This is a genomic window from Rhodoferax sp. (genome assembly GCF_013297935.1).
Lineage (GTDB): Bacteria > Pseudomonadota > Gammaproteobacteria > Burkholderiales > Burkholderiaceae_C > Allorhodoferax.
The window spans coordinates 336,183-356,629 of sequence record NZ_JAAFIX010000002.1; the positions used below are offsets into that span (position 1 = coordinate 336,183).

Annotated in this window: 21 protein-coding genes and 1 riboswitch; of the genes, 12 read left to right on the forward strand and 9 right to left on the reverse strand. The window is 59.8% G+C overall.

The features are described 5' to 3' along the window. Nucleotides 1–8: 8 nt before the first annotated feature. The 8 genes from QZW03_RS04835 (at nt 9) to QZW03_RS04870 (ending at nt 6,793) form a co-directional block, all read left to right on the forward strand. Nucleotides 9–323, forward strand: coding sequence for a lipopolysaccharide assembly LapA domain-containing protein (locus tag QZW03_RS04835; RefSeq protein WP_296508800.1), 315 nt, complete (start codon nt 9–11; stop codon nt 321–323). Beyond that, nucleotides 313–1,470, forward strand: a complete 1,158-nt coding sequence (lapB, locus tag QZW03_RS04840) for a lipopolysaccharide assembly protein LapB (RefSeq protein ID WP_296508801.1) — start codon at nt 313–315, stop codon at nt 1,468–1,470. Before QZW03_RS04835 ends, lapB begins: the two co-directional genes overlap by 11 nt. 4 nt (nt 1,471–1,474) lie before the next feature. Beyond that, nucleotides 1,475–2,404, forward strand: a complete 930-nt coding sequence (gene rfaE1, locus QZW03_RS04845) for a D-glycero-beta-D-manno-heptose-7-phosphate kinase (protein WP_296508803.1) — start codon at nt 1,475–1,477, stop codon at nt 2,402–2,404. Next, the gene (gene rfaD, locus QZW03_RS04850; RefSeq protein WP_296508805.1) at nt 2,401–3,423 is read left to right on the forward strand and encodes an ADP-glyceromanno-heptose 6-epimerase; all 1,023 of its coding nucleotides are present in this window, start codon (nt 2,401–2,403) and stop codon (nt 3,421–3,423) included. Before rfaE1 ends, rfaD begins: the two co-directional genes overlap by 4 nt. Before the next feature lie 25 nt (nt 3,424–3,448). Continuing rightward, on the forward strand, nt 3,449–3,748 hold the full coding sequence (locus QZW03_RS04855) for a helix-hairpin-helix domain-containing protein (protein WP_296508806.1): 300 nt from the start codon (nt 3,449–3,451) through the stop codon (nt 3,746–3,748). Next, a complete protein-coding gene (gene crcB / locus QZW03_RS04860) occupies nt 3,748–4,143 on the forward strand; it encodes a fluoride efflux transporter CrcB (RefSeq protein ID WP_296508807.1) in 396 nt (131 codons plus the stop codon). The genes QZW03_RS04855 and crcB overlap by 1 nt, the downstream gene beginning before the upstream one ends. 229 nt (nt 4,144–4,372) lie before the next feature. After that, nucleotides 4,373–4,975, forward strand: a complete 603-nt coding sequence (locus tag QZW03_RS04865) for a TRAP transporter small permease subunit (RefSeq protein ID WP_296508808.1) — start codon at nt 4,373–4,375, stop codon at nt 4,973–4,975. Then, on the forward strand, nt 4,976–6,793 hold the full coding sequence (locus QZW03_RS04870) for a TRAP transporter large permease subunit (RefSeq protein ID WP_296508810.1): 1,818 nt from the start codon (nt 4,976–4,978) through the stop codon (nt 6,791–6,793). It begins immediately after the preceding gene. A 249-nt stretch (nt 6,794–7,042) separates the two neighbouring features. On the opposite strand, the gene QZW03_RS04875 is transcribed toward QZW03_RS04870, so the two are convergent. The 4 genes from QZW03_RS04875 to xseB all read right to left on the reverse strand — a co-directional run bounded on the left by QZW03_RS04875 (nt 7,043) and on the right by xseB (nt 11,481). Further along, nucleotides 7,043–8,122: a TRAP transporter substrate-binding protein gene (locus QZW03_RS04875; protein ID WP_296508813.1), complete on the reverse strand. Its 1,080-nt coding sequence runs from the start codon at nt 8,120–8,122 to the stop codon at nt 7,043–7,045. Between the two features lie 204 nt (nt 8,123–8,326). Then, entirely contained in the window at nt 8,327–10,222 is a 1,896-nt protein-coding gene (gene dxs / locus QZW03_RS04880) for a 1-deoxy-D-xylulose-5-phosphate synthase (RefSeq protein ID WP_296508815.1), read from the reverse strand. Between the two features lie 63 nt (nt 10,223–10,285). Then, entirely contained in the window at nt 10,286–11,233 is a 948-nt protein-coding gene (locus tag QZW03_RS04885; RefSeq protein WP_296508817.1) for a polyprenyl synthetase family protein, read from the reverse strand. After that, a complete protein-coding gene (gene xseB / locus QZW03_RS04890) occupies nt 11,230–11,481 on the reverse strand; it encodes an exodeoxyribonuclease VII small subunit (protein ID WP_296508974.1) in 252 nt (83 codons plus the stop codon). Before xseB ends, QZW03_RS04885 begins: the two co-directional genes overlap by 4 nt. 198 nt (nt 11,482–11,679) lie before the next feature. Here xseB and QZW03_RS04895 point away from each other — a divergent pair, with 198 nt between their 5' ends. Next, entirely contained in the window at nt 11,680–12,855 is a 1,176-nt protein-coding gene (locus QZW03_RS04895; RefSeq protein ID WP_296508819.1) for an aromatic ring-hydroxylating dioxygenase subunit alpha, read from the forward strand. A gap of 78 nt (nt 12,856–12,933) precedes the next feature. Continuing rightward, nucleotides 12,934–13,821, forward strand: coding sequence for a DMT family transporter (locus tag QZW03_RS04900; RefSeq protein ID WP_296508821.1), 888 nt, complete (start codon nt 12,934–12,936; stop codon nt 13,819–13,821). Between the two features lie 98 nt (nt 13,822–13,919). On the opposite strand, the gene QZW03_RS04905 is transcribed toward QZW03_RS04900, so the two are convergent. From QZW03_RS04905 to QZW03_RS04920, 4 genes are all read right to left on the reverse strand, one after another. Further along, nucleotides 13,920–14,144, reverse strand: a complete 225-nt coding sequence (locus QZW03_RS04905; protein ID WP_296508822.1) for a BrnA antitoxin family protein — start codon at nt 14,142–14,144, stop codon at nt 13,920–13,922. Beyond that, the gene (locus QZW03_RS04910; RefSeq protein WP_296508825.1) at nt 14,141–14,428 is read right to left on the reverse strand and encodes a BrnT family toxin; all 288 of its coding nucleotides are present in this window, start codon (nt 14,426–14,428) and stop codon (nt 14,141–14,143) included. The genes QZW03_RS04905 and QZW03_RS04910 overlap by 4 nt, the downstream gene beginning before the upstream one ends. 180 nt (nt 14,429–14,608) lie before the next feature. Continuing rightward, nucleotides 14,609–15,073, reverse strand: coding sequence for a hypothetical protein (locus QZW03_RS04915; protein ID WP_296508827.1), 465 nt, complete (start codon nt 15,071–15,073; stop codon nt 14,609–14,611). A gap of 101 nt (nt 15,074–15,174) precedes the next feature. Beyond that, complete coding sequence (locus tag QZW03_RS04920; protein ID WP_296508830.1) at nt 15,175–15,711, reverse strand: hypothetical protein; 537 nt, start codon at nt 15,709–15,711, stop codon at nt 15,175–15,177. Between the two features lie 873 nt (nt 15,712–16,584). Between QZW03_RS04920 and QZW03_RS04925 the strand changes: the two genes are divergently transcribed. Both QZW03_RS04925 and QZW03_RS04930 read left to right on the forward strand, forming a co-directional pair. Beyond that, on the forward strand, nt 16,585–17,454 hold the full coding sequence (locus QZW03_RS04925; protein ID WP_296508832.1) for a sulfurtransferase: 870 nt from the start codon (nt 16,585–16,587) through the stop codon (nt 17,452–17,454). A gap of 23 nt (nt 17,455–17,477) precedes the next feature. Continuing rightward, nucleotides 17,478–19,649, forward strand: a complete 2,172-nt coding sequence (locus tag QZW03_RS04930; protein WP_296508835.1) for a PAS domain-containing sensor histidine kinase — start codon at nt 17,478–17,480, stop codon at nt 19,647–19,649. A 25-nt stretch (nt 19,650–19,674) separates the two neighbouring features. On the opposite strand, the gene QZW03_RS04935 is transcribed toward QZW03_RS04930, so the two are convergent. Beyond that, complete coding sequence (locus QZW03_RS04935; protein ID WP_296508838.1) at nt 19,675–20,253, reverse strand: TMEM165/GDT1 family protein; 579 nt, start codon at nt 20,251–20,253, stop codon at nt 19,675–19,677. 7 nt (nt 20,254–20,260) lie between these two features. Next, nucleotides 20,261–20,434: riboswitch (yybP-ykoY riboswitch) on the reverse strand. Nucleotides 20,435–20,447: the final 13 nt, after the last annotated feature.

Genomic DNA, 20,447 nt, shown 5'->3' on the forward strand with positions numbered 1-20,447 from the left:
GGAGATCAATGAAACAGATCGCATGGCTCTTTAAGTGGCTACTTAAAGCGGCCATTTTTTTTACCCTGTTTGCTTTCGCCCTGAATAACCAAGGCGACGCTACGGTGTACTTTTTCTTCGGCACCCGCTGGACCGCCCCCATGGTGCTCGTGGTGCTGAGCGCGTTTGCGGCCGGCCTGTTGATCGGGGTCCTCGGGATGGTCCCGCGCTGGTGGAGACACCGCAGCGCCGCACGCCATGCCCGCTCTGACGCCGACTCCGCCCGCGCCACCCTGGCCGCAGAAACGAACGCAACGCCTTTAGTGCCTCCGCATGGACTTTGATATTTCCCTTTTGCTGATCAGCCTGCTGCTGGCCTTTGTGTTGGGTTGGCTCGCCTCGCGGCTCGACCTGCGGCAGCTGCGGCTGGAAAACCGGCAAGCCCCGAAAGCCTATTTCAAGGGCCTGAATTTCTTGTTGAACGAACAGCAGGATCAGGCTATTGATGCCTTTATTGAAGCCGTTCAGAGCGACCCCGACACCTCGGAGCTTCACTTCGCACTCGGTAATTTATTCCGTCGGCGTGGAGAGTACGAACGTGCCGTCCGGGTACACCAGCACCTGCTGTCCCGTGGCGACCTCAGCCAGGATGACCAGCACCGCGCACAACATGCATTGGCCTTGGACTACCTGAAAGCCGGACTACTGGACCGTGCCGAAGTAGCTTTACTCAAGCTCGAAGGCACGCGGTTTGAAGCACAGGCCCGGTTGGCCTTGCTGGCCAACTACGAGCGCTCCCGCGACTGGGAACACGCAGCCGGCATCGCCCGCAAGCTGGAGGCCTTCGGACAAGGCAGCTTTACCGGCAGGCTCGCCCACTACCTCTGCGAGCAAGCGGCAACCTTGCTGGCCCAAGGTGATGACTCCGCTGCGCGTGCGCTACTGGAACAAGCCATTGCCAGTGCCCCGCAGGTTCCCCGCCCGCGTATCGACCTCGCCGCCCTCTGGACGCGCTCCGGGCACGCCGACAGGGCCTGGCGAGGCCTCACCGAGGCTCTGCACGCAGCCCCCACCGCCATTCCCTTGATCGCCCCTTTGCTGGCACAAAGCGCCATCGCAGCCGGTGAAGGCGACGCAACACTCACCCTGCTCAAAGCGACCTACCTCGAGGTGCCCTCCTTGGACGTGCTCGATGCGATCGTCATGCTGGAAGCAAGCAGCCAGGAACTCACCCCCACCGCGCGGGACTGGTATGCCCGACACCTTGAAAAAGAACCCTCGCTCGTAGCGGCCACCAAATGGATCGCCGGCGAAAAGCTGGAGCGGGAAGCCTTTCACCCCCAGGTTCAGCGTGCGCTGGACCATGCGGTCAAACCCCTTACCCGCTACCGCTGTGCGGCCTGTGGCTTCGAAGCCAAGCTGCACTTCTGGCAATGCCCGGGCTGCCAAGCCTGGGACAGCTACCCGGCCCGCCGGGTAGAGGAGCTGTAACCCCATGAGCATGACAAAAAACAAACTTTCCGCCTCCCGCGTGCTGGTCGTTGGCGATGTGATGTTGGACCGCTATTGGTACGGTGCGGTCGACCGCATCTCCCCCGAAGCCCCGGTGCCGGTGGTGCGCATCACCCACGAGGAAGAGCGTTGTGGCGGTGCTGCCAACGTGGCATTCAACGCCGCGACACTGGGCGCACAGGCATCGCTACTCACCGTGGTGGGCAATGATGAAGCCAGCCACAAACTGGAGGCGCTGGTCGCCAAAACGGGCATACGCACCCACTTCGGCCGGGACTCCGACCTCAAGACCACGGTCAAGCTCCGCGTTATCGGGCGGCAACAGCAGCTGATCCGGCTTGATTTTGAAAACACACCGAAAAGCGAAGTACTGGCCACCCAGACTGCCTCCTTCAGCCGCCTGCTGGCGGAGCACGACGCGGTGCTGTTCTCCGACTATGGCAAGGGCGGTCTCGCCCATGTGAGCGACATGATTGCGGGTGCGCGCGCAGCGGGCAAACCCATTTTTATAGACCCCAAAGGCAGCGACTATTCGCGCTACCAGCAGGCCACCGTCATCACCCCGAACCGCGCCGAGCTGCAACAAGTCATCGGCATGTGGGCAAGCGAAGAGGAGCTGCACACGAAGGTGCACGCCCTGCGTCGTCAACTGCAGCTCGACGCCGTGCTACTCACCCGCAGCGAAGAGGGCATGACCTTGTTTGATGAGGGCGGGCACCTGCACGTGAGCGCGCAGGCCCGTGAAGTGTTTGATGTCACCGGCGCGGGCGATACCGTCATTGCCACCATGGCAACGCTGGTAGGTGCAGGGATGAGCCTGCGCGACGCAGTCCCTCTGGCCAATCGGGCCGGCGGCATTGTGGTGGGGAAATTCGGCACCGCGACGGTGTCCCATGAGGAGCTTTTTGTATGACACGCATCGTGGTCACCGGCGCGGCCGGGTTTATTGGCAGCAACATCATTGCGGGACTGAATGCCCGCGGAATGACCGACATCATCGCAGTCGACGACCTCAAGCAGGGCGACAAATTCTGCAATCTGGTCGATTTGAAAATTGCCGACTACGTCGACATGGACACCTTCTATGACGAGTTTGCGGCAGGTCACTACGGGCAGGTGGAAGCCGTGTTCCATGAAGGTGCCTGCAGCGACACCATGGAGCAAGACGGCAAGTACATGATGGCCAACAACTACACCCTCTCATGGCACTTGTTTCAAGCCTGCCAGAAGCGCGGTGCCCGCTTGTTCTACGCGTCCAGCGCTGCTACGTATGGCGGCTCAGACACGTTCCGCGAAGACCCGGCCTTTGAAGCGCCCCTGAACGTCTACGGCTACTCCAAACTCCTGTTTGACCAGCGCATGCGGCGCGAGTGCGGCAACCACTTTGAGCGGACCCGTGCCGGCAGGACGCAGCAAGTCGTGGGCTTCCGCTACTTCAATGTCTACGGGCCGCGTGAGCAGCACAAGGGCCGCATGGCCAGCGTCGCCTTTCACCAATTCAACCAGTTCAATACTGAGGGCAAGGTCAAGCTTTTTGGCGAATATGGGGGCTACCCGCAAGGCGGCCAGATGCGGGACTTCGTCTTCATTGACGATGTGGTGGCGGTCAATCTGTGGTTCTTTGACCACCCATCCCAAAGCGGCATTTTCAACCTAGGCTCCGGTCGTGCGCAGCCCTTTAACGACGTGGCGAGCTCCGTGGTCAACTCCATGCGGCGCTTGCGCGGTGAGGCGCCCCTCACCCTCGCGGACGTAGCAGCACAAGGCCTGGTGGAATATGTGCCCTTCCCGGACGCCCTGCGCGGCAAGTACCAGTGCTACACCCAGGCCGATCTGAGCGCCTTGCGCGCAACCGGCTGCGACCACGCCTTTGCCGATGTGCAAACCGGCGTCGGCAAATATGTCGACTGGCTTGCCAGCCGCAAGGCCTGAGCCCCGACTCCAAGGGAAGCCTGTCATGCACTCTACGGTCCCACCTATCCTTCAGCGCATGGCGGTTGTGGTTCTGGCGAGCCTTGCCTTTACCACCGCCCACGCCTTGGAAATTAACCAGGCAACCGAGGCGCAACTCGATGGCATGCGCGGCCTCGGCCCGAGCAGCACCGCGCGCATATTGCAAGCCCGCGAAACCGGCCCCTTTCTGGACTGGCGCGACTTCATGGCCCGGGTGAAAGGCGTCAAGCCCGCTACCGCGGCCAAGCTGTCCGGCCAAGGGCTTACCGTGAACGGTGCTGCCTACACGGCCGGGGACAAATAATGCTGCCCGTCCTTGCGATCTGCCTGGGTGCCTGCACCGGTGCACTTGCGCGTTGGCAATTGGGCCTCTGGCTCAATCCGGTTGCTACTGCGGGCACGGTGCTTCCGGTGGGAACCTTGGCGGCCAATCTCATCGGCGGTTATTTGATCGGCATCTGCGTCGCCGTTTTCCAGGCCATGCCCCAGCTCGATCCCGCTTGGCGCCTTGCGCTGGTCACAGGCTTTCTGGGTGCCCTGACCACCTTCTCCAGCTTCTCGGCCGAAGTGGTCGCCATGCTCGGCCAACAGCGCTACCTGCTGGCACTCGGGACAGCGGGCATTCACCTGCTGGGTTCGCTCGCCCTCACCATCGCAGGCTTGCGAACTGCTACGTTTTTTATAGCTACTCACGCATGATCTAAGAGGGCCAGAGGCACTTTTCTCTTAAAAGCGCAGGCGAAATTCGCAAAACTCCCGTCCCCTTTTACTCGTGCTTGCCCACGGCAAGCTATGGTTTACCCCTAGGGCTGCCCGTCAGGGTTTCTTCAGCCGCAAACGCGGGGGCAAGGCTTAGACTCCGTAGGTTCTTGAAACGGGCCTGCGCCTCTGCGCGCAAGGCATTGGGATAACTACAAACGGAGACACCATGGCACCCCTGCTCTCACTGTCCAGGCTGATCGACATGCTCAGCACCTGGGTCGGCAAACTCACCATGTGGCTGATTCTGGCCACCACCCTGATCAGCGCTGGAAATGCGTTAGTCCGAAAATTCTTCAATGTCAGCTCCAACGGTTTGTTGGAAATTCAGTGGTACCTGTTTGCCGCTGTGTTTATGCTGGGCGCGGGTTACGGCTTGTTGAAAAACTCCCATGTCCGCATTGACTTCATCTCCACCAAGCTGAGCGACCGGACCCGCAACTGGGTCGATGTAGGCGGAATTGTGTTGGTGCTGTTCCCCTTCTGCCTTATCAGTGTTTCACTGGGTTGGCCCTTTTTCTCACAAGCCTTGGCAAGCGGAGAAATGTCGCAAAACGCAGGGGGCCTGATCCGCTGGCCCGCCTATGCCCTGATTCCCCTGGGCTTCAGCCTCTTGATGCTGCAAGGGGTGTCAGAGCTCATCAAGCGCTTGGCTTTCCTGACCGGTAACGGACCTGACGTGCTGAGCAGCGAAGAGTCGAAATCCGACGACCAAAAGAAGCTCGAAGAGCTCGAAGCCCAAACCGCCAAGATGTTGGCTGGAGACAAATAAATGCAAACCACACTCCTGGCACAGCAGTTTGTGCCCCTGATGTTCATCACGCTGTTCATCGTCCTGTTGACCGGCTTTCCTGTGGCCTTCGGCCTGGCTGCGACCGGCCTGGCGTTGGGCTTTGTTGGCATTGAGGCTGGCATTTTCCCGGCCGCCCTGTTCCAAGCCTTGCCGCTGCGAATTTTCGGCATCATGCAGAACGACACCCTGCTGGCGATTCCGTTTTTCACCTTCATGGGGATTATTCTGGAACGCTCCGGCATGGCGGAAGACCTGCTGGAAACCGTGGGCCAGGTCTTCGGACCGGTGCGCGGCGGTGTGGCAATTGCAGTGATTCTGGTGGGTGCCTTGTTGGCTGCCACCACCGGCGTGGTCGCTGCGGCGGTGATTTCCATGGGTCTGATTTCTTTGCCCGTGATGCTGCGCTACGGTTACAGCCGCACCATTGCGACCGGCACCATTACCGCCTCGGGCACCTTGGCGCAGGCTATTCCGCCATCGCTGGTGCTGATCGTGCTGGCTGACCAGTTGGGCCGCTCGGTGGGAGACATGTACTCCGGCGCCTTGATCCCCGGCTTGCTGCTGGTGGGTCTCTACATCGCCTTCATTGTGGCAGTGGCTATCTTCAAGCCGGCCATGGTGCCCGCACTGCCGCCCGAAGCATTGCTCTACAAAGAAGACAACGGCGCCTCCGGCCACAAGTCCCTATTGGCCTTGGTGTTGGTGTGTGCAGGTGTCGGTTTCGCCTGGGCGCAGGTCCATAACGGTCTGCTCACAAAATGGTTGGAACGCGCGACTCCTTCTGCTGGCGATGAAATCGTCATCCTGTCCCTCACACTGGCCTCGCTGACAGGCTTGGCACTGGCCATCATCAACCGCGTCACCAAAATGGGGCTGTTGTCCAAACTGGCCGAGCAGGTCACGTTCGTGCTAATGCCACCGCTGATCCTGATCTTCCTGGTGCTGGGCACGATCTTCTTGGGCGTGGCTACCCCCACCGAAGGTGGTGCCATGGGTGCACTGGGCGCGCTGATTCTGGCCTTCGGCAAGCGCCGCTTGGACATGCCGCTGCTCAAGCAGGCGCTCGAGAACACCGCCAAACTGGCCTCGTTTGTTTTGTTCATCTTGATCGGCTCCACCGTGTTCAGCTTTACCTTCAATGCGGCCGATGGCCACATCTGGGTGGAACACCTGTTTGACAAGATTCCCGGCGGCGCTTGGGGCTTTCTGGTTGTGGTGAACATTCTGGTGTTCATTCTGGGCTGCTTCATCGACTTCTTTGAAATCGCCTTCATCGTGATCCCCTTGCTGGCCCCCGTGGCAGAGAAGATCTTGCCCGGCTTGGTGCCCGGCATGACACCGGACCAGGCCATGATCTGGTTCGGCGTGATCATCGCCATGAACCTGCAGACCTCGTTCCTGACGCCCCCATTCGGCTTCGCTTTGTTCTACCTGCGCAGCGTAGCTGCCAAGTTCGACTACAAGGACCGTGTCACCGGCAAGTTGATCCCATCGGTAAAGACCATCGAGATTTACAAAGGCTCTATTGCCTTCATCATCTTGCAGTTGATCATGGTGGTCGCGGTGATTGCCTTCCCGAACCTGGTGACGGGCGGTATTGAAAAGGTGGAATCCTTAAGTGCAGACCAGATCATGGAGCAGCTCGATACCCCTAAGGCGGAAGAAGCTGCGGACCCCCTGGCCGGCATGGACAACGCTGCCAAAGACGCCAATGCAGCCCCCGCCGATGCAGCGAAGGAAGAAGACCCCATGAAAGCCTTGGAAGATGCCGCCAAAGACGCGGCCAAGAAGCCCTGACGCAGAGCAGCACCCTCTTCTGCATCTTTCCCCTGAGCCGGAGCAGCCCACGCTGCTCCGGCTTTTTTTATGGGCATTTGAAGGGCACTTGATACGGCGCTTGAACGGCGCCCGATGCGCTGCCTGATGGGGTGCCTTGTACCCCAGGGACTCAGGCTGGAGAAGGCTGCGACAGGGTCGTCGCGAAAAGCCTTGAGGCAAAAAAAAGCCCCGCAGAGCGGGGCTTTTGGACAGCGTGAAGCGGCGAGCTTACAGCTTTTGCGCTTGCATGAAGCTGTCGAAACGCGCTTCAGTAAAGCGGAACCACAGGTTCTGGTCCTTGCGGAAGGCTGCGTAGTCGTCGTAGACCTTTTTCCAGTTCGGGTTCTTGGCGCTGATTTCAGCGTACAGAGCCATGGCTTCTTTGAACGCCAGATCCAGCACGTCTTTGGGGAAAGGCATGACCTTGACCTTGGCACCCACGAGCTCTTTCAGAGCCTTGGGGTTGCGGGCATCGTACTTGGCCTGCATTTCCACGTGGGCGTAAGAAGCCGCAGCTTCCACGATCGCCTTGTTCTCTGGGGACAGGGACGCAAATGCTTTGTCGTTGATGAAAAAGTCCAACTGGGGACCGCCCTCCCACCAGCCGGGGTAGTAGTAAAAGGGAGCCACTTTGCCGAAGCCGAGCTTTTGGTCATCGTAAGGACCGACCCACTCTGCAGCGTCGATGGTGCCTTTTTCCAAGGCCGTGTAGATTTCACCGCCAGGGATGTTTTGTGGCACACCGCCCATGCGTTCGATGACCTTGCCGGCGAAGCCGCCCACGCGGAACTTCAAGCCCTTGATGTCTGCAGCGGACTTGATTTCTTTTCGGTACCAGCCACCCATTTGGGCACCGGTGTTACCACCGGGGAAGTTCACGATGTTGTACTTGGCGTAGAACTCGCGCATCAGCTTGCCGCCGTTGCCTTCGTACATCCAAGCGGTCATCTGGCGGCTGTTCAGGCCGAAAGGAATCGCGCAACCCAAGGCAAAGGTTTCGTCCTTGCCGAAGAAGTAGTAAGGCGCAGTGTGGGCCATTTCCACGGTGCCGTTTTGCACACCGTCCACCACACCGAAGGCGGGCATCAACTCGCCGCCGGCATGGGTGGTGATGGTGAACTTGCCACCGGACATTTCGCCCACTTTTTTAGCGAACACATCGGCTGCGCCGAAGATGGTGTCCAGCGCCTTCGGGAAGCTGGAAGCAAGACGCCAACGAATGGCGGCCTGTGCGTGCACTGCGGGGGCTGCACCAGCAGCCAAGACGCCGGCGATACCTGCGTTTTTGATAATTGAACGACGATCCATTCGCTTTACTCCGGTAATTGTGTTGTAACCAGCTTGTGGCGCAATGGTGTCGCCCCACAAGGACTGTGATAGTCAAGCGCGATTGTAGGAACGTGGGTGCAGCGAATCGTGGGGGTTTTCCCTCGACAAGTGCCCTCTTCACACGGGGTCTTCAGCTTCTTGCAAGCCTCGTACAGACCCCTGTGTGGCTAACTGACTGACAACTTACACAACACGCACCAAATGGGTGAGCAAGCTGCCGAAACGCTGGCGGATGGAGGCCTGGATTCCGTCTGCATCCAAACCCTGCAAACGCAGCAAATGGGCAGGGTCGCCATGCTCAATAAATGCGTCCTGCAAGCCCAGTTGCAACACCGGTAAATTCACGCGGGCGGCCTGCAAAGCCTCTAAAACCGCAGAGCCAGCGCCGCCCATGGTGGCACCCTCTTCCACGGTCACCAGAGCGCTGTGGGTCGCGGCAATCTGCAACAGCAAATCGACATCCAGCGGCTTGGCCCAACGCATATTCACCACGGTGGCACCCAAGGCCTCGGCCGCGGCAAGTGCAGGCTGAAGCAGGGTGCCGAAGGCCAGGATTGCAATTTCGCTGCCCTGCTTGCGGATCTCACCTTTGCCGAAGGGCAGGCCCTCCAACGAGTTATTCACCGCGACACCGGCACCGCTGCCCCGGGGGTAGCGCACCGCCACCGGGTGGTTTTGGGCATAGGCCGTGCTCAGTAGCTGACGGCATTCGTTCTCGTCCGCAGGGCAGGCAATGCTCATGTTGGGAATGCAGCGCAAGAACGGAATGTCGTACGCACCCGCGTGGGTGGCGCCATCGGCTCCGACCAGGCCCGCCCGGTCGAGCGCAAACACCACCGGCAGGTTTTGCAGCGCAACGTCGTGGATCAACTGGTCATAGGCCCGCTGCAAAAACGTGGAGTAAATCGCCACCACCGGCTTGAGGCCCTCGGTCGCAAGCCCGCCAGCAAAGGTGACTGCGTGTTGCTCGGCAATGCCCACGTCAAAGTAGCGAGCAGGAAAGCGCTTTTCAAACTCCACCATGCCAGAGCCTTCGCGCATGGCAGGGGTGATTCCCACCAGGCGCTCGTCCGCCGCAGCGGTGTCGCACAGCCACTGACCGAACACTTGGGCGAACGTGGTTTTGCCGGGGGTAGCGGCCTTGACCAATCCGATGGCAGGGTCAAACTTGCCGGGGCCGTGGTAAGCCACCGGATCAGCCTCGGCCAGCTTGTAGCCCTGGCCTTTTTTGGTCACCACATGCAGGAACTGCGGGCCCTTGAGTTGCTTGATGTTCTCCAAGGTCGGAATCAAGGACTCGAGGTCATGGCCATCGATGGGGCCGATGTAGTTGAAGCCGAATTTCTCAAACAAGGTGGCCGGAACCACCATCCCCTTGGCCTGCTCTTCGAGGCGCTTGGCCAACTCAAACAAGGGCGGCGCGCCTTTGAGCACGCTTTTACCCACATTTTTGGCAGCCGCATAAAACTGCCCGCTCATGAGCTGGGCGAGGTAGCGATTGAGCGCGCCCACCGGCGGGCTGATGCTCATGTCGTTGTCATTCAAGATGACCAGCAAGCGGCAGTCTTCCACCCCGGCGTTGTTCAGGGCCTCAAAGGCCATGCCGGCTGTCATTGCGCCATCGCCGATGACTGCCACCGAATAGCGGTCCTCCCCCTTGATGCGGGAGGCGAGCGCCATACCCAGCGCCGCGGAAATCGAGGTGCTGGAGTGGGCGGTGCCGAAGGTGTCGTATTCACTTTCCTCGCGGCGGGGAAAACCGGAGAGCCCGCCGAACTGGCGCAGGCTGTGCATGCGGTCACGCCGGCCGGTCAGGATTTTGTGCGGGTAGGTCTGGTGACCCACGTCCCACACGATGCGGTCATCCGGCGTGTTGAACACATAGTGCAGCGCCACCGTGAGCTCTACCGTGCCGAGGTTAGAGCTCAGGTGCCCACCGGTGCCCGCTACGCTGTGCAACAGGTAGTGACGCAACTCATCGGCCAGGGTCTGCAACTGCGGGCGCTGCAGCTTGCGCATGGCTGCGGGGCTGTCAATGGTCGGCAACAAGGGCGCAGCAGAGGTGTTATGTGGTGACATTTGCTATTCTTTTAGTAGCTACTCGCGCACTATTGATAGGCGCCAGAGGCATTTTTTACATATTTAGTGGGCCCGGTCCACCACCATGTCGGCCAAGGCACGCAGCGCAGCCGTGTCCTGCAGGCCGCTGGCGTCCAGCGCCTGGAGTGCCTGGCGGTGGAGGTCCTGCGCATAAGCACGGCTGGCCTCCAGCCCCATGAGGGACACGTAGGTGGGTTTGTCGTTGTCGGCGTCTTTGCCGGCGGTTTTGCCCAGGGTGGCGGAGTCGGCGGTGACATCCAAAATATCGTCCACCACCTGAAACGCCAGCCCGATGGCTGCGCCATAGGCCTCCAGCGCGGCCAGCACATCAGCAGGAGGTTGTGCGCATTGCGCCCCCATCACCACACTGCCCTGCAACAAGGCGCCGGTTTTGAGCTGGTGCATTTCGCGCAACTGGATTTCAGTCAGGGGCAAGCCTACGCTGGCCAAGTCAATCGCCTGCCCGCCGGCCATGCCTGCGCTACCGGCGGCACGGGCCAGCAAGCCGCACAAGCGTGCCTGCACCACGCAGGGCACCGAGCCGTCGTTTGGCGTCAAAAACTCAAAGGCCAACGCTTGCAAGGCATCGCCCGCCAGCAAGGCTCTGGCTTCGCCAAACTGCACATGCACCGTAGGCTTGCCCCGGCGCAACACATCGTTGTCCATGCAAGGCATGTCGTCATGCACCAGCGAGTAGGCGTGGATCAGCTCCACCGCGCAGGCTGCCCGCAAGGCGCCTGCATCACAGCCATGCCCCAGCGGCGCAACCGCCTCGTGCGCAGCCAAGACCAACAAGGGGCGCAATCGCTTGCCACCGTCGAGCACTGCATAGCGCATGGCGTCGACCAGCGCCGCCGGGGCACCGTGGTCTTCGCCTTGGGGCACATCGGCGGTAATCCAGGCCTCCAGCGCGCGCTCCACGCGGTCGAGGCGCTCGCGCATCCAGGCGTCCAGCCCGAAGCCGGTGCAGAGTTCGGTGGTCGAGTTCATTGTGGTTTCCAGGGTTTCAAGACCCCGTCGTCCAGTACTTTGATTTGCTCTTCTACCGCCTGCAGTTTGTCGCGGCAGTGTTGCAACAAGGCTGAGCCACGCTGGTAGCTGGTCAACAGCTGGTCCAGTGGAAGGTCGCCAGACTCCAGCCGGCCCACCAGCGCTTCAAGCTCCGCCATGGAGGCTTCATAGGTGTCCGGCAGTGGCGGCTTCACAGTGTCGCTAGAGGGGGGGCTGGCCTTGGGCATGAAAGAGGTGTTTATAAACAAAGCGCGATTTTAGGCGCATCAGACCGGAGCAACCGGCACTAGGGATGGGAGCCTAGCGCGCGGGACGGGTACAATCGCGCCTCCCGCTTCCGGCCACCCGCTTCTGGGATGGACGGCTCCCATTCACCGCGCATTTGGGCGCATCCCCCTGTGGGGAGTCTTTAGGTCAGGTCACCCATGTCTGATTTAAGTCTTCAACTGCAGCAGGCGAACAGCCAACTACCAGTTTCAAGCTACTTTGACCCGGCGCTTTACGCGCTTGAAATGCAAAGTATCTTTCAGCAAGGGCCCCGTTATGTGGGGCACTCTTTGAGCGTCCCCCACGTCGGGGACTACTACGCCCTGCCCCAAGAAAAAGAAGGCCGGGCGCTGGTGCGCAATGCCGGCGGTATTGAGCTCATCTCCAATGTATGCCGCCACCGCCAGGCCATCATGCTCAAGGGCAGCGGCTCACTCACGCACAGCGGCACCCAAGTGCAAAGCGGCAACATCGTCTGCCCCTTGCACCGCTGGACTTATAGCGGCGCCCATGCCGGCCACAACGGCAGCCAAAGCGGCACGCTGATCGGCGCGCCCCACTTCGCCCACGACCCTTGCCTGAACCTCAACAACTACAAGCTGCAAGAGTGGAACGGCCTGCTGTTTGAAGACCACCGCGCCCAAGGCGGCGTGGATGTGGCGGCGCAGTTGGCCCACATGGGCCCGCGTGCCGACCTGAGCTTTGAAGGCTATGTGCGCGACAAGGTGGAGATGCACGAGTGCAACTACAACTGGAAAACCTTCATTGAGGTGTATCTGGAGGACTACCACGTAGGCCCCTTCCACCCCGGGCTGGGCCAGTTTGTGACCTGTGACGACCTGCGCTGGGAATTCAAAGACAACTACTCGGTGCAGACCGTGGGCGTGGCCAACCGGCTGGGCAAGGCCGGCAGCCCGACCTACGAGCGCTGGCACAAGGCCCTGCTGGGCTACCGCAACAACGTGCCCCCGCAGTACGGCGCCATCTGGCTCACCTACTACCCCCACATCATGGTGGAGTGGTACCCGCATGTGCTGACCGTGTCCACCCTGTTCCCCATGGGCCTGAACAAAACCATGAACATGGTGGAGTTTTATTACCCCGAGGAAATTGCAGCGTTTGAGCGCGAGTTTGTCGAGGCCCAGCAGGCCGCCTACATGGAAACCTGCATCGAGGACGACGAGATCGGCGAGCGCATGGACGCAGGCCGCCGCGCCCTGTTTGAGCGTGGCGACAATGAGGTAGGCCCCTACCAAAGCCCCATGGAAGACGGCATGCAGCACTTCCACGAGTGGTACCGCGGCAAGGTAGACCTCTCGGGCCTGACGGCCTGAGCCCACAGCACTATTGTTTTTATAGCAGCTCGCGCAATAGATGCGCGGGCTAGAGCCCTATTTGACTGAATAATACCCATGCAAGCCTTGTGGATGGTTCTGGCCTCGTTCTGGTTTGCACTCATGGCCGTGGGCATCAAGTACGCGTCCAACAGCTTTGGCACGCTGGAGCTGGTGCTGTACCGGGGCCTGGTCAGCATGGTGTTTATGGCGATTGTGGTGCGCGCCCGTGGCGCCACGCTGCGCACCCCCGTGCCCATGATGCACGTGTGGCGCAGCACCATCGGCGTGCTCTCGCTCAGCGCCTGGTTTTACGCCATTGCCCACCTGCCGCTGGCCACCGCCATGACGCTCAACTACATGAGCGGCGTGTGGGTGGCCGCCTTCATTGTGGGCGGCGCCCTGCTGTATGGCGACGCCCAAAAGCAAGGCCCATTGCTGGGTACGGTGTTGCTCGGGTTTGCGGGCGTGGTCATGACGCTGCGCCCCACCATTGACCAGAACCAGCTGTTTGCCGGTGTCATCGGCCTGCTCTCGGGCATGGGCGCGGCACTAGCTTATATGCAGGTCACGGCGCTGGGCAAAGTGGGCGAGCCCGAAGAGCGCACCGTGTTTTATTTCTCAGTGGGCACCGCCATCGTCGGTGCGGTGGGCCTGCTGTTCACCGACGTGACGCCCTGGGCGCAAGTGCGCCTGCAGGACGCCCTGTGGGTCATCCCCATCGGCATTTTGGCCTCGCTCGGCCAGTGGTGCATGACCCGCGCCTACCGCAAGGGCGCCACGCTGGTAGTGGCCAGCATGCAGTACTCGGGCATTGTGTTCGCCGCCCTGTTCAGCCTGCTACTGTTTGGCGACAAGATCGCGCCCATGGGCTGGCTGGGCATTGCAGTCATCGTGATCAGCGGAGTGCTGGCAACGGTGTTGCGCTCGCGGGCTATGCCGAATACGCCGGCGGAAGAGCATTGAGCAGCTGGATTTGCTTCGGGCTGTTGACAGTTGCTTAGTCAATACTTAGTTAGCAACGTCAAAACAACCGCGCCGCAGGCTGCGTGTTGATTGTCATGTTAAGCAGCTTGTGGCCATTTGATTTGTACTTTTCGGCTATTGGCAAGACAGTCGCGCAGGTACAAGTTAATCAGACTCTGATAAGGGACTCCCGATTCATCGGCCATTCCCTTGAAGTAGTCCACGACATCCTCTGAAAGACGCATGGTCACAGGCTTCTTCAATTTGGACGCGTATGGATTTTTACGGGACTTCAGTTTGGAAAGATCGTATTCTGCTTTCATGATTGCCCACCTCGATAAAACGCGCTTTCGCGCTTGGTTGCTTTGCGTGCAGAGATGAGGCGAATAACTGCTCCATGCTCTCGTTCGCAATGACAGACGATGAGCAGCTTTGCCCCCGAACTCATACCCAGCATCAGAAAGCGCGCCTCGTCAGATGAGTGATCCTCATCAAAAAACTGAACGCCAAATTCGTCGAAAAATACCGACTTGGCTTCTTCAAAAGACACCTGATGCTTTTTGAGATTTGCAGCGGCTTTGAGCTCATCCCATTCGAACTTAATCATACGTACATTGTATTTACCGTTTGAGGCAAGTCAAGCTGTGAGAAGTGCAGCGGTTTAACGCCTGAGTTAAGCCGCCCCGCAGCGGGGCGGCGGACGCGTGCTAGCGGTAGCGTATGCACGTGGCCGATGCCACGATGCGGGGTCGGCTTGAACGAATTGTTAGGTGCCGCCATGAGAGCGTTACATGGTAAAGGCATAAACAAATATTCTTCCGTCCGGCGAAACTGCTACCCACCCGTTATTGCGCCCGGTCATAGTCATAGGATTGTAAAAGGTAAGATCAAGAAATTCGCTTTGGGTTAGCCACCAAGTACGAATCTTCTTGGGGGTGTAATAGGTGATAGTTGTGCTCTGCGAGTCGATAGGCGTCAGGGCTGAGCGCCATGCGGTGAGGTCAGCAGGTGCTACTTTCAGCGAATAGAAGCCAAAAAAGTCCGACGGCCCCATCATTCCGTCTCCTATCTTCTCCTCAATGAAGTAGGCATCTATTAGCGGAGTTGGCAGCGGAAAGCGTTTCGATAGAATTTTTGAAACTTCAGCAACCCGTTGGGCTTGAGTGCCAGATGCCTCGTATGTTGACTCTGCAGGATGTCTTGGGCTGCAGGCAGTCAAAAAGCAAAGGAGTAAAACAGAGAATAGTTTCATTGCTGAGTGCGCCACCTAACGTTGGAGGCCACCGGCACGCAGCAACTGCCGCGCAGCGGCAACCTGCTGCTGTGTGTCCGAGTGGGCCGACATGTTAGAGCTCACTTTAGACTTTCTCTATTCTTGGAAATCGCAGGTTTTTTCTCAACGGCCCGATACCTTGTCGCCCACGCCTCTCCTTCTAGAGTCATCTCCTTTTGGAGCAAGGCCTTGCTTACGTCCAGATGGTGATCACCTCGCTTTTGCGCGGCGATGCCTCGCTGCGTTTGCGCGTCCAGTAACTCCGGGTTGCACTTGAAGCCGCGTTCAAGTGACGCAACTGGGTCAGGAATGAACGGATTGGGGCCTGGCTCATACATTCCGATGAGAGTGTTCTGCCGATCGAAGACGTAGACCGTGTTCTCGGTCTTGACCATACAGTCACGCACGATCGGTCTATCTGTGGGGTAGGTCAGGGCGAGTGCGAACTCATTCCGCGTGTAAAAGTCTTTTGGGAGGACTTTGTAGAGTTCCATCCGAGTTTGATCTACATCGGTAGTTAGGTGCGGCTTTGGTTTGTGCATGGCCGACCAGACTAGCAGGACATTCACGCCGATAGAAAGGGCAAGAAGCAGACGCAGTCTTAAAACTTGTGTCATGGCAGGGAGCAGCTTGTGAGCTCTAACGTTTGAGCTGAGGGGCCGGAACCGGCATGGTGCTTGGCCCGCGAAGCGGATGATGATAGCGAGCGCTTCGCGGGCCAAGTGCCATGCCGGTGGAGGTCCCTGGCTCGAGCGAAGGGTTAGGCCGCACTGGGAGAGCAGGGCGCGAGCCGGTAGTGTGTGCCGCAAAGTGCATGCCCATGGGTAGGGAACTTCTTGCTCAGCCGGCCTTCGGGTTGCGACGCTTGAACAATGCGTAGGCAATCCATCCGACAACCATTGGCCCAAGGCTTGTCAGTACGCTCAGTGGGCCGAGTCCTCCGACTAGTAGCTCGGTCTCCGAGACGCCGAGTACTCTTGCCACACCCTGCTCCAAGAAGTGACCGGCGATCGCAAGCAAAGGTGGGCCTGCAAGTGCGACGCAGATCCATTTGACGAATTGCTTGCTCTCTCGGTCACTCCAGCGCCAGATCAACACTGGCGGCACAAACCAGCAGGCAACGAAGATGAGTATCCCGAGAACGACGCCCATGTGGTGGTGCGGCCTAACGTGTTATGGACATCAAACAGGTCTTATGAACAACTTTGCGACTCACCATGACCACCTCCCAGCGTTTTGTTTAAGTACTTGATTTATAACTGACTTTGGGAGGTCGGCAGCGAATGCCCACCAACGAAAATGCCGACAAACCCTGCAAACCTGCTTATGAACAAAACCGCTGTCTGATGAACAGGTTCGCGGACGAGTTACTAAAGCAATGATTCCATTTGGTTTTTTGAATGCGGCTCTGTTATCGCCAGGATTAAAAAACCCCGCAAACCCTGCAAGCGTTCTTCTTTATGGTGATGCAAATACATAATCTCCACACCATGCCCTACACCACCCTGATCTCCGTCGCCCAACTCCAAGCCCTGCAAGCCAGCGCCACACCCGCCGTGGTGTTCGACTGCAGCTGCGACCTGATGCAGCCCGCGCAAGGCCCGGCGCAGTATGCAGAGAGCCACATTGCTGGCGCGCTGTATGCGCACCTCGACGACAACCTCAGCGCCAAAGGCGACCCGGCGGTGACCGGTGCTGCCTCCGGCGGGCGCCACCCCCTGCCCTCGCGAGGCAAGTTTGCCGCCTGGCTGGGCAGCGTGGGGCTGAAGAACACCGACCAGGTGGTAGTGTATGACCGCCAGGGCGCCAACTACTGCGGCCGCCTGTGGTGGATGCTCCAATGGCTGGGCCATGCGAATGTGGCGGTGCTCGACGGTGGGTTTCAAGCCTGGCAGGCAGCCGGTGGTGCGGTGGCCAGCGGTGCCGAGGCGCCCCGCGCAGCCACCACTTTTGCCGTGGCCGACCCGCTGGTGACGCTGGTCGGTGCTGACACCGTGCTGCGCAATTTGGGACGCAAGCACCAGCACATCATCGACGCGCGCGGAGCACCGCGCTTTCGGGGTGAGGTGGAGCCTATCGATCCGGTAGCGGGCCACATCCCCGGTGCGCTGAACCGCGTGTTCAGCAGCAACCTCGGCCCCGACGGCCTGTTCAAGCCCGCTGCAGTATTGCGGGCCGAGTTTGAAGCCTTGCTGGGCGAGCGCCAGCCTCAGGACGTAGTGCACCACTGCGGCAGCGGCGTGAGCGCCGTGCCCAATGTGCTGGCCATGCAAATTGCGGGCTTGGGCAACACAGCCTTGTTTGCCGGGAGCTGGAGCGAATGGTGCAACCGGCCGGGCTTCCCGGTAGCGCAAGGCTGAACCACGGCTTACACTGAGCCGCCATGAGCCTGCTCAAACTCAGCCTCCCCGCCCAGCGCATGGCCACCGATGTGGTCCTGTGTGTGGCCTTGGCATCGGCAGGCCTGATGATGACCGCCACGGTCTACGACTACCTCCACGAGGCGGCTCTGCTGCGAAACTTCGAGCAACGCAATGCACTCGCGGAAACCGTAGTAGCGGCCCTGGACCGGGACGCCACGGCGACCCTAGAGGCGGTGCGCGGTACTGCGCTGCTCGCAGAAATGATGCCTGGCATGACAGGCCTCCAGTTCGAGGCCTACACCCGCAGGCTCCAAGGCATTCACTCGTCGATTGCCTCACTGCAGTGGGAGCGGTTTACCAGCCACGGCGGCTACATCTTCCCGCCCAACCGCTCTGGCTGGACTGGTCGGGCTGCTGCACAACTGGAAGAGGCGCAAAAGGACGCACGCATTGTGGGCACCCCGATCGCGACCGGGCCGTTTGCCTTACCGGAAACCGCCCGAACCGGCGTGGCGCTCACGGTCCCTGTGTATGAGCGGATGCCGGGTGTGCCGTGGACCTACCGCCAAATCGGCTTTATCAATGCATTGATCGACACGACAGAGCTGAGCCGGCACGCTACATCCCAGGCCCAGTCTGCGGCCTCCGAGCTGCTCATCACCGAGCGCGGAGCGGAAGACCATAGCTTGCCGGTCTACTCCGGCCTCAGCGACCCTGAACATCGCGCAGGGCATGACAACGAGAGCATGCACCCGGAGAAAGCCGATCACCTCCTGGAGCTGGGCTTTGGCGGCAGGAGCTGGCAGGTATTGATTCACCCCGTGGATGGAAAAGCCGCTGGCCCGCTGCACCGCGAAACTCTGGTCTTGATCGTGGGCTTGATGTTGACCGCGCTGCTCACCTTCCTGCTCGCCCGGAGCCAACAAAGCCGGCGGCAGACAGAAGAAGCGACTGCGCAAGAAAAGCTACTGCGCGACGAGCTGTTGGAGGAGCAATACCGGCTGAAAGAAGTAGTGGAGAGCACCGGTGTCGCCATCTGGGAATACGACCTTGAACGCTGCTTTCTCAGCGTGAGCGACCGCTGGCATATCGTGAGCGGTTACAGCCGGGAAGAGCTGGGAGACAACGTATTGGAGAGCTGGCAGCGTTTGGTTCACCCGGTCGACTGGCCGAACATTTCCCGGGTGTTCGGGCAACTGTCGGTAGATACTAGTGAGCGGTTTGGGTATGAGTACCGCATGCGCCACAAGAGTGGTTACTGGATGTGGATCGATTCCCGCGCCCATGTGATCGAGCGCAACCCGGAAGGTCGGCCCATCAAAATCGCCGGAATCAACCTCGAAGTCACCCAGCAAAGGGACGCCGAAATCCGTATCCAGGCGCTCAACGCAAGCCTAGAAGTGCAAATGCAAGAAGCCTTGGCACGCAGTGAGGCGCGTGCCACTTTGGGTACCCTGATTGCCAGCGTCTCGCATGAGATGGCCACCCCTATGGGCAACAGCATGATGACAGCCAGTACCCTTAGCGCCCAGGCAGTGCAGTTCGATGCACAGCTGGCCGCCGGTAACTTGCGCCGCTCAGAGCTTGCGGCCTTTGTGAATAGTGTGAAAGATGGCAACACCTTGCTGATGCGCAACCTGGAGCGAGCAGTGGCTTTGCTCAAGAATTTCCGCCAGGTGGCGTCGGACCAGGCGAGTGAGCAGCGCCGACAATTTGACCTCCGGCAATGCCTGCAAGAGGTTCTTGCCACTTTGGCCCCGAGCCTGAAACGACACAGCCACCGTGTCGTGCTGGAAGTGCCCGAGGGTCTGACCATGGACAGCTACCCAGGCCCGCTCGGGCAGGTTGTCATCAACCTCATCAACAACGCATACCTCCACGCCTTCGAGGGTATCGAGCAAGGCGAAGTACTCATCGCCGCCACTGCGGACGACCAGCTCATTACCCTCTCATGCACTGACAACGGTCAGGGCATTGCCGAAGAGACACTGGAGAAAATGTTCCAGCCGTTTTTCAGCACCCGCATCGGGCGCGGCGGCACCGGCTTGGGCATGTCCATCGTTGAAAACTTGGTGAAGGCCACTATGGGCGGCACCCTGGAAGTGCAGTCCACAGTGGGCAAAGGCACCACCGTCACCATCACACTACCGAGCACAGCGCCGGAACTCCGCCAGGAAGAGGAAGGCGCCTGAGGCGCTTTCCCCGTCAGTCCCGGTTTTAAAACCCGAAGCCCGAGCCCGCACCCAGCAGGGTCGCCACACCCAGCACCGCAAAAATAGCGGCTGCAATGGAGTGGACCAGTTTCATTGGAATTTTGTTCGCCAACTTGTCGCCGGCGAACACTGCGGGCACATCGGCAATCAACATACCCAGCGTGGTGCCGATCACCACCATCAACGGCGCAGCATAGTGGGCTGCCATGGCCACGGTGGCGATTTGGGTTTTGTCGCCCATCTCGGCCAGGAAGAACGTAATCAGCGTGGCACCGAACACCCCGAAGCGACCTGCGATCTTGGTTTCTTCGTCTTCAATTTTGTCGGGGATCAGCGTCCAGATGGCCATGCCCAGAAAGGATGCACCGAGCACCCAGCGCAACACGCCGGGGCTGATGGCCGAGGTGATCCAGGCGCCCAAGGCACCGGCCAGACCATGGTTGACAATGGTGGCGCACAAGATGCCCAACACTATCGGCAAAGGCTTTTTGAAGCGGGCCGCGAGGATGAAGGCGAGAAGCTGGGTTTTGTCACCGATTTCGGCCAGAGCGACTACACCGGTAGAGACGAGAAGGGATTCCATGTGCACGAGTTCCAAGGCCGGTAAAAAGACAAATGACCACGGCACATCACCGGCCAAGGCGGATGTGCGGTGGTCAAAGGTCTTGCCAAGAATGAACTGCTGGCGCCAGAGTCTGCAGACTCAGTGTGTTGACGCAAGCCACTTGCAGTTGCAAGTGCGGCTACTCCCCAATGACGGGACTCGCATTGTAAAGG

Bases quoted from the DNA above. Each gene is read 5' to 3' on its own strand.
- QZW03_RS04835 (WP_296508800.1), top strand. From the start codon at position 9: ATGAAACAGATCGCATGGCTCTTTAAGTGGCTACTTAAAGCGGCCATT.
- lapB (WP_296508801.1), top strand. From the start codon at position 313: ATGGACTTTGATATTTCCCTTTTGCTGATCAGCCTGCTGCTGGCCTTT.
- rfaE1 (WP_296508803.1), top strand. From the start codon at position 1,475: ATGAGCATGACAAAAAACAAACTTTCCGCCTCCCGCGTGCTGGTCGTT.
- rfaD (WP_296508805.1), top strand. From the start codon at position 2,401: ATGACACGCATCGTGGTCACCGGCGCGGCCGGGTTTATTGGCAGCAAC.
- QZW03_RS04855 (WP_296508806.1), top strand. From the start codon at position 3,449: ATGCACTCTACGGTCCCACCTATCCTTCAGCGCATGGCGGTTGTGGTT.
- crcB (WP_296508807.1), top strand. From the start codon at position 3,748: ATGCTGCCCGTCCTTGCGATCTGCCTGGGTGCCTGCACCGGTGCACTT.
- QZW03_RS04865 (WP_296508808.1), top strand. From the start codon at position 4,373: ATGGCACCCCTGCTCTCACTGTCCAGGCTGATCGACATGCTCAGCACC.
- QZW03_RS04870 (WP_296508810.1), top strand. From the start codon at position 4,976: ATGCAAACCACACTCCTGGCACAGCAGTTTGTGCCCCTGATGTTCATC.
- QZW03_RS04875 (WP_296508813.1), bottom strand. From the start codon at position 8,122: ATGGATCGTCGTTCAATTATCAAAAACGCAGGTATCGCCGGCGTCTTG.
- dxs (WP_296508815.1), bottom strand. From the start codon at position 10,222: ATGTCACCACATAACACCTCTGCTGCGCCCTTGTTGCCGACCATTGAC.
- QZW03_RS04885 (WP_296508817.1), bottom strand. From the start codon at position 11,233: ATGAACTCGACCACCGAACTCTGCACCGGCTTCGGGCTGGACGCCTGG.
- xseB (WP_296508974.1), bottom strand. From the start codon at position 11,481: ATGCCCAAGGCCAGCCCCCCCTCTAGCGACACTGTGAAGCCGCCACTG.
- QZW03_RS04895 (WP_296508819.1), top strand. From the start codon at position 11,680: ATGTCTGATTTAAGTCTTCAACTGCAGCAGGCGAACAGCCAACTACCA.
- QZW03_RS04900 (WP_296508821.1), top strand. From the start codon at position 12,934: ATGCAAGCCTTGTGGATGGTTCTGGCCTCGTTCTGGTTTGCACTCATG.
- QZW03_RS04905 (WP_296508822.1), bottom strand. From the start codon at position 14,144: ATGAAAGCAGAATACGATCTTTCCAAACTGAAGTCCCGTAAAAATCCA.
- QZW03_RS04910 (WP_296508825.1), bottom strand. From the start codon at position 14,428: ATGATTAAGTTCGAATGGGATGAGCTCAAAGCCGCTGCAAATCTCAAA.
- QZW03_RS04915 (WP_296508827.1), bottom strand. From the start codon at position 15,073: ATGAAACTATTCTCTGTTTTACTCCTTTGCTTTTTGACTGCCTGCAGC.
- QZW03_RS04920 (WP_296508830.1), bottom strand. From the start codon at position 15,711: ATGACACAAGTTTTAAGACTGCGTCTGCTTCTTGCCCTTTCTATCGGC.
- QZW03_RS04925 (WP_296508832.1), top strand. From the start codon at position 16,585: ATGCCCTACACCACCCTGATCTCCGTCGCCCAACTCCAAGCCCTGCAA.
- QZW03_RS04930 (WP_296508835.1), top strand. From the start codon at position 17,478: ATGAGCCTGCTCAAACTCAGCCTCCCCGCCCAGCGCATGGCCACCGAT.
- QZW03_RS04935 (WP_296508838.1), bottom strand. From the start codon at position 20,253: ATGGAATCCCTTCTCGTCTCTACCGGTGTAGTCGCTCTGGCCGAAATC.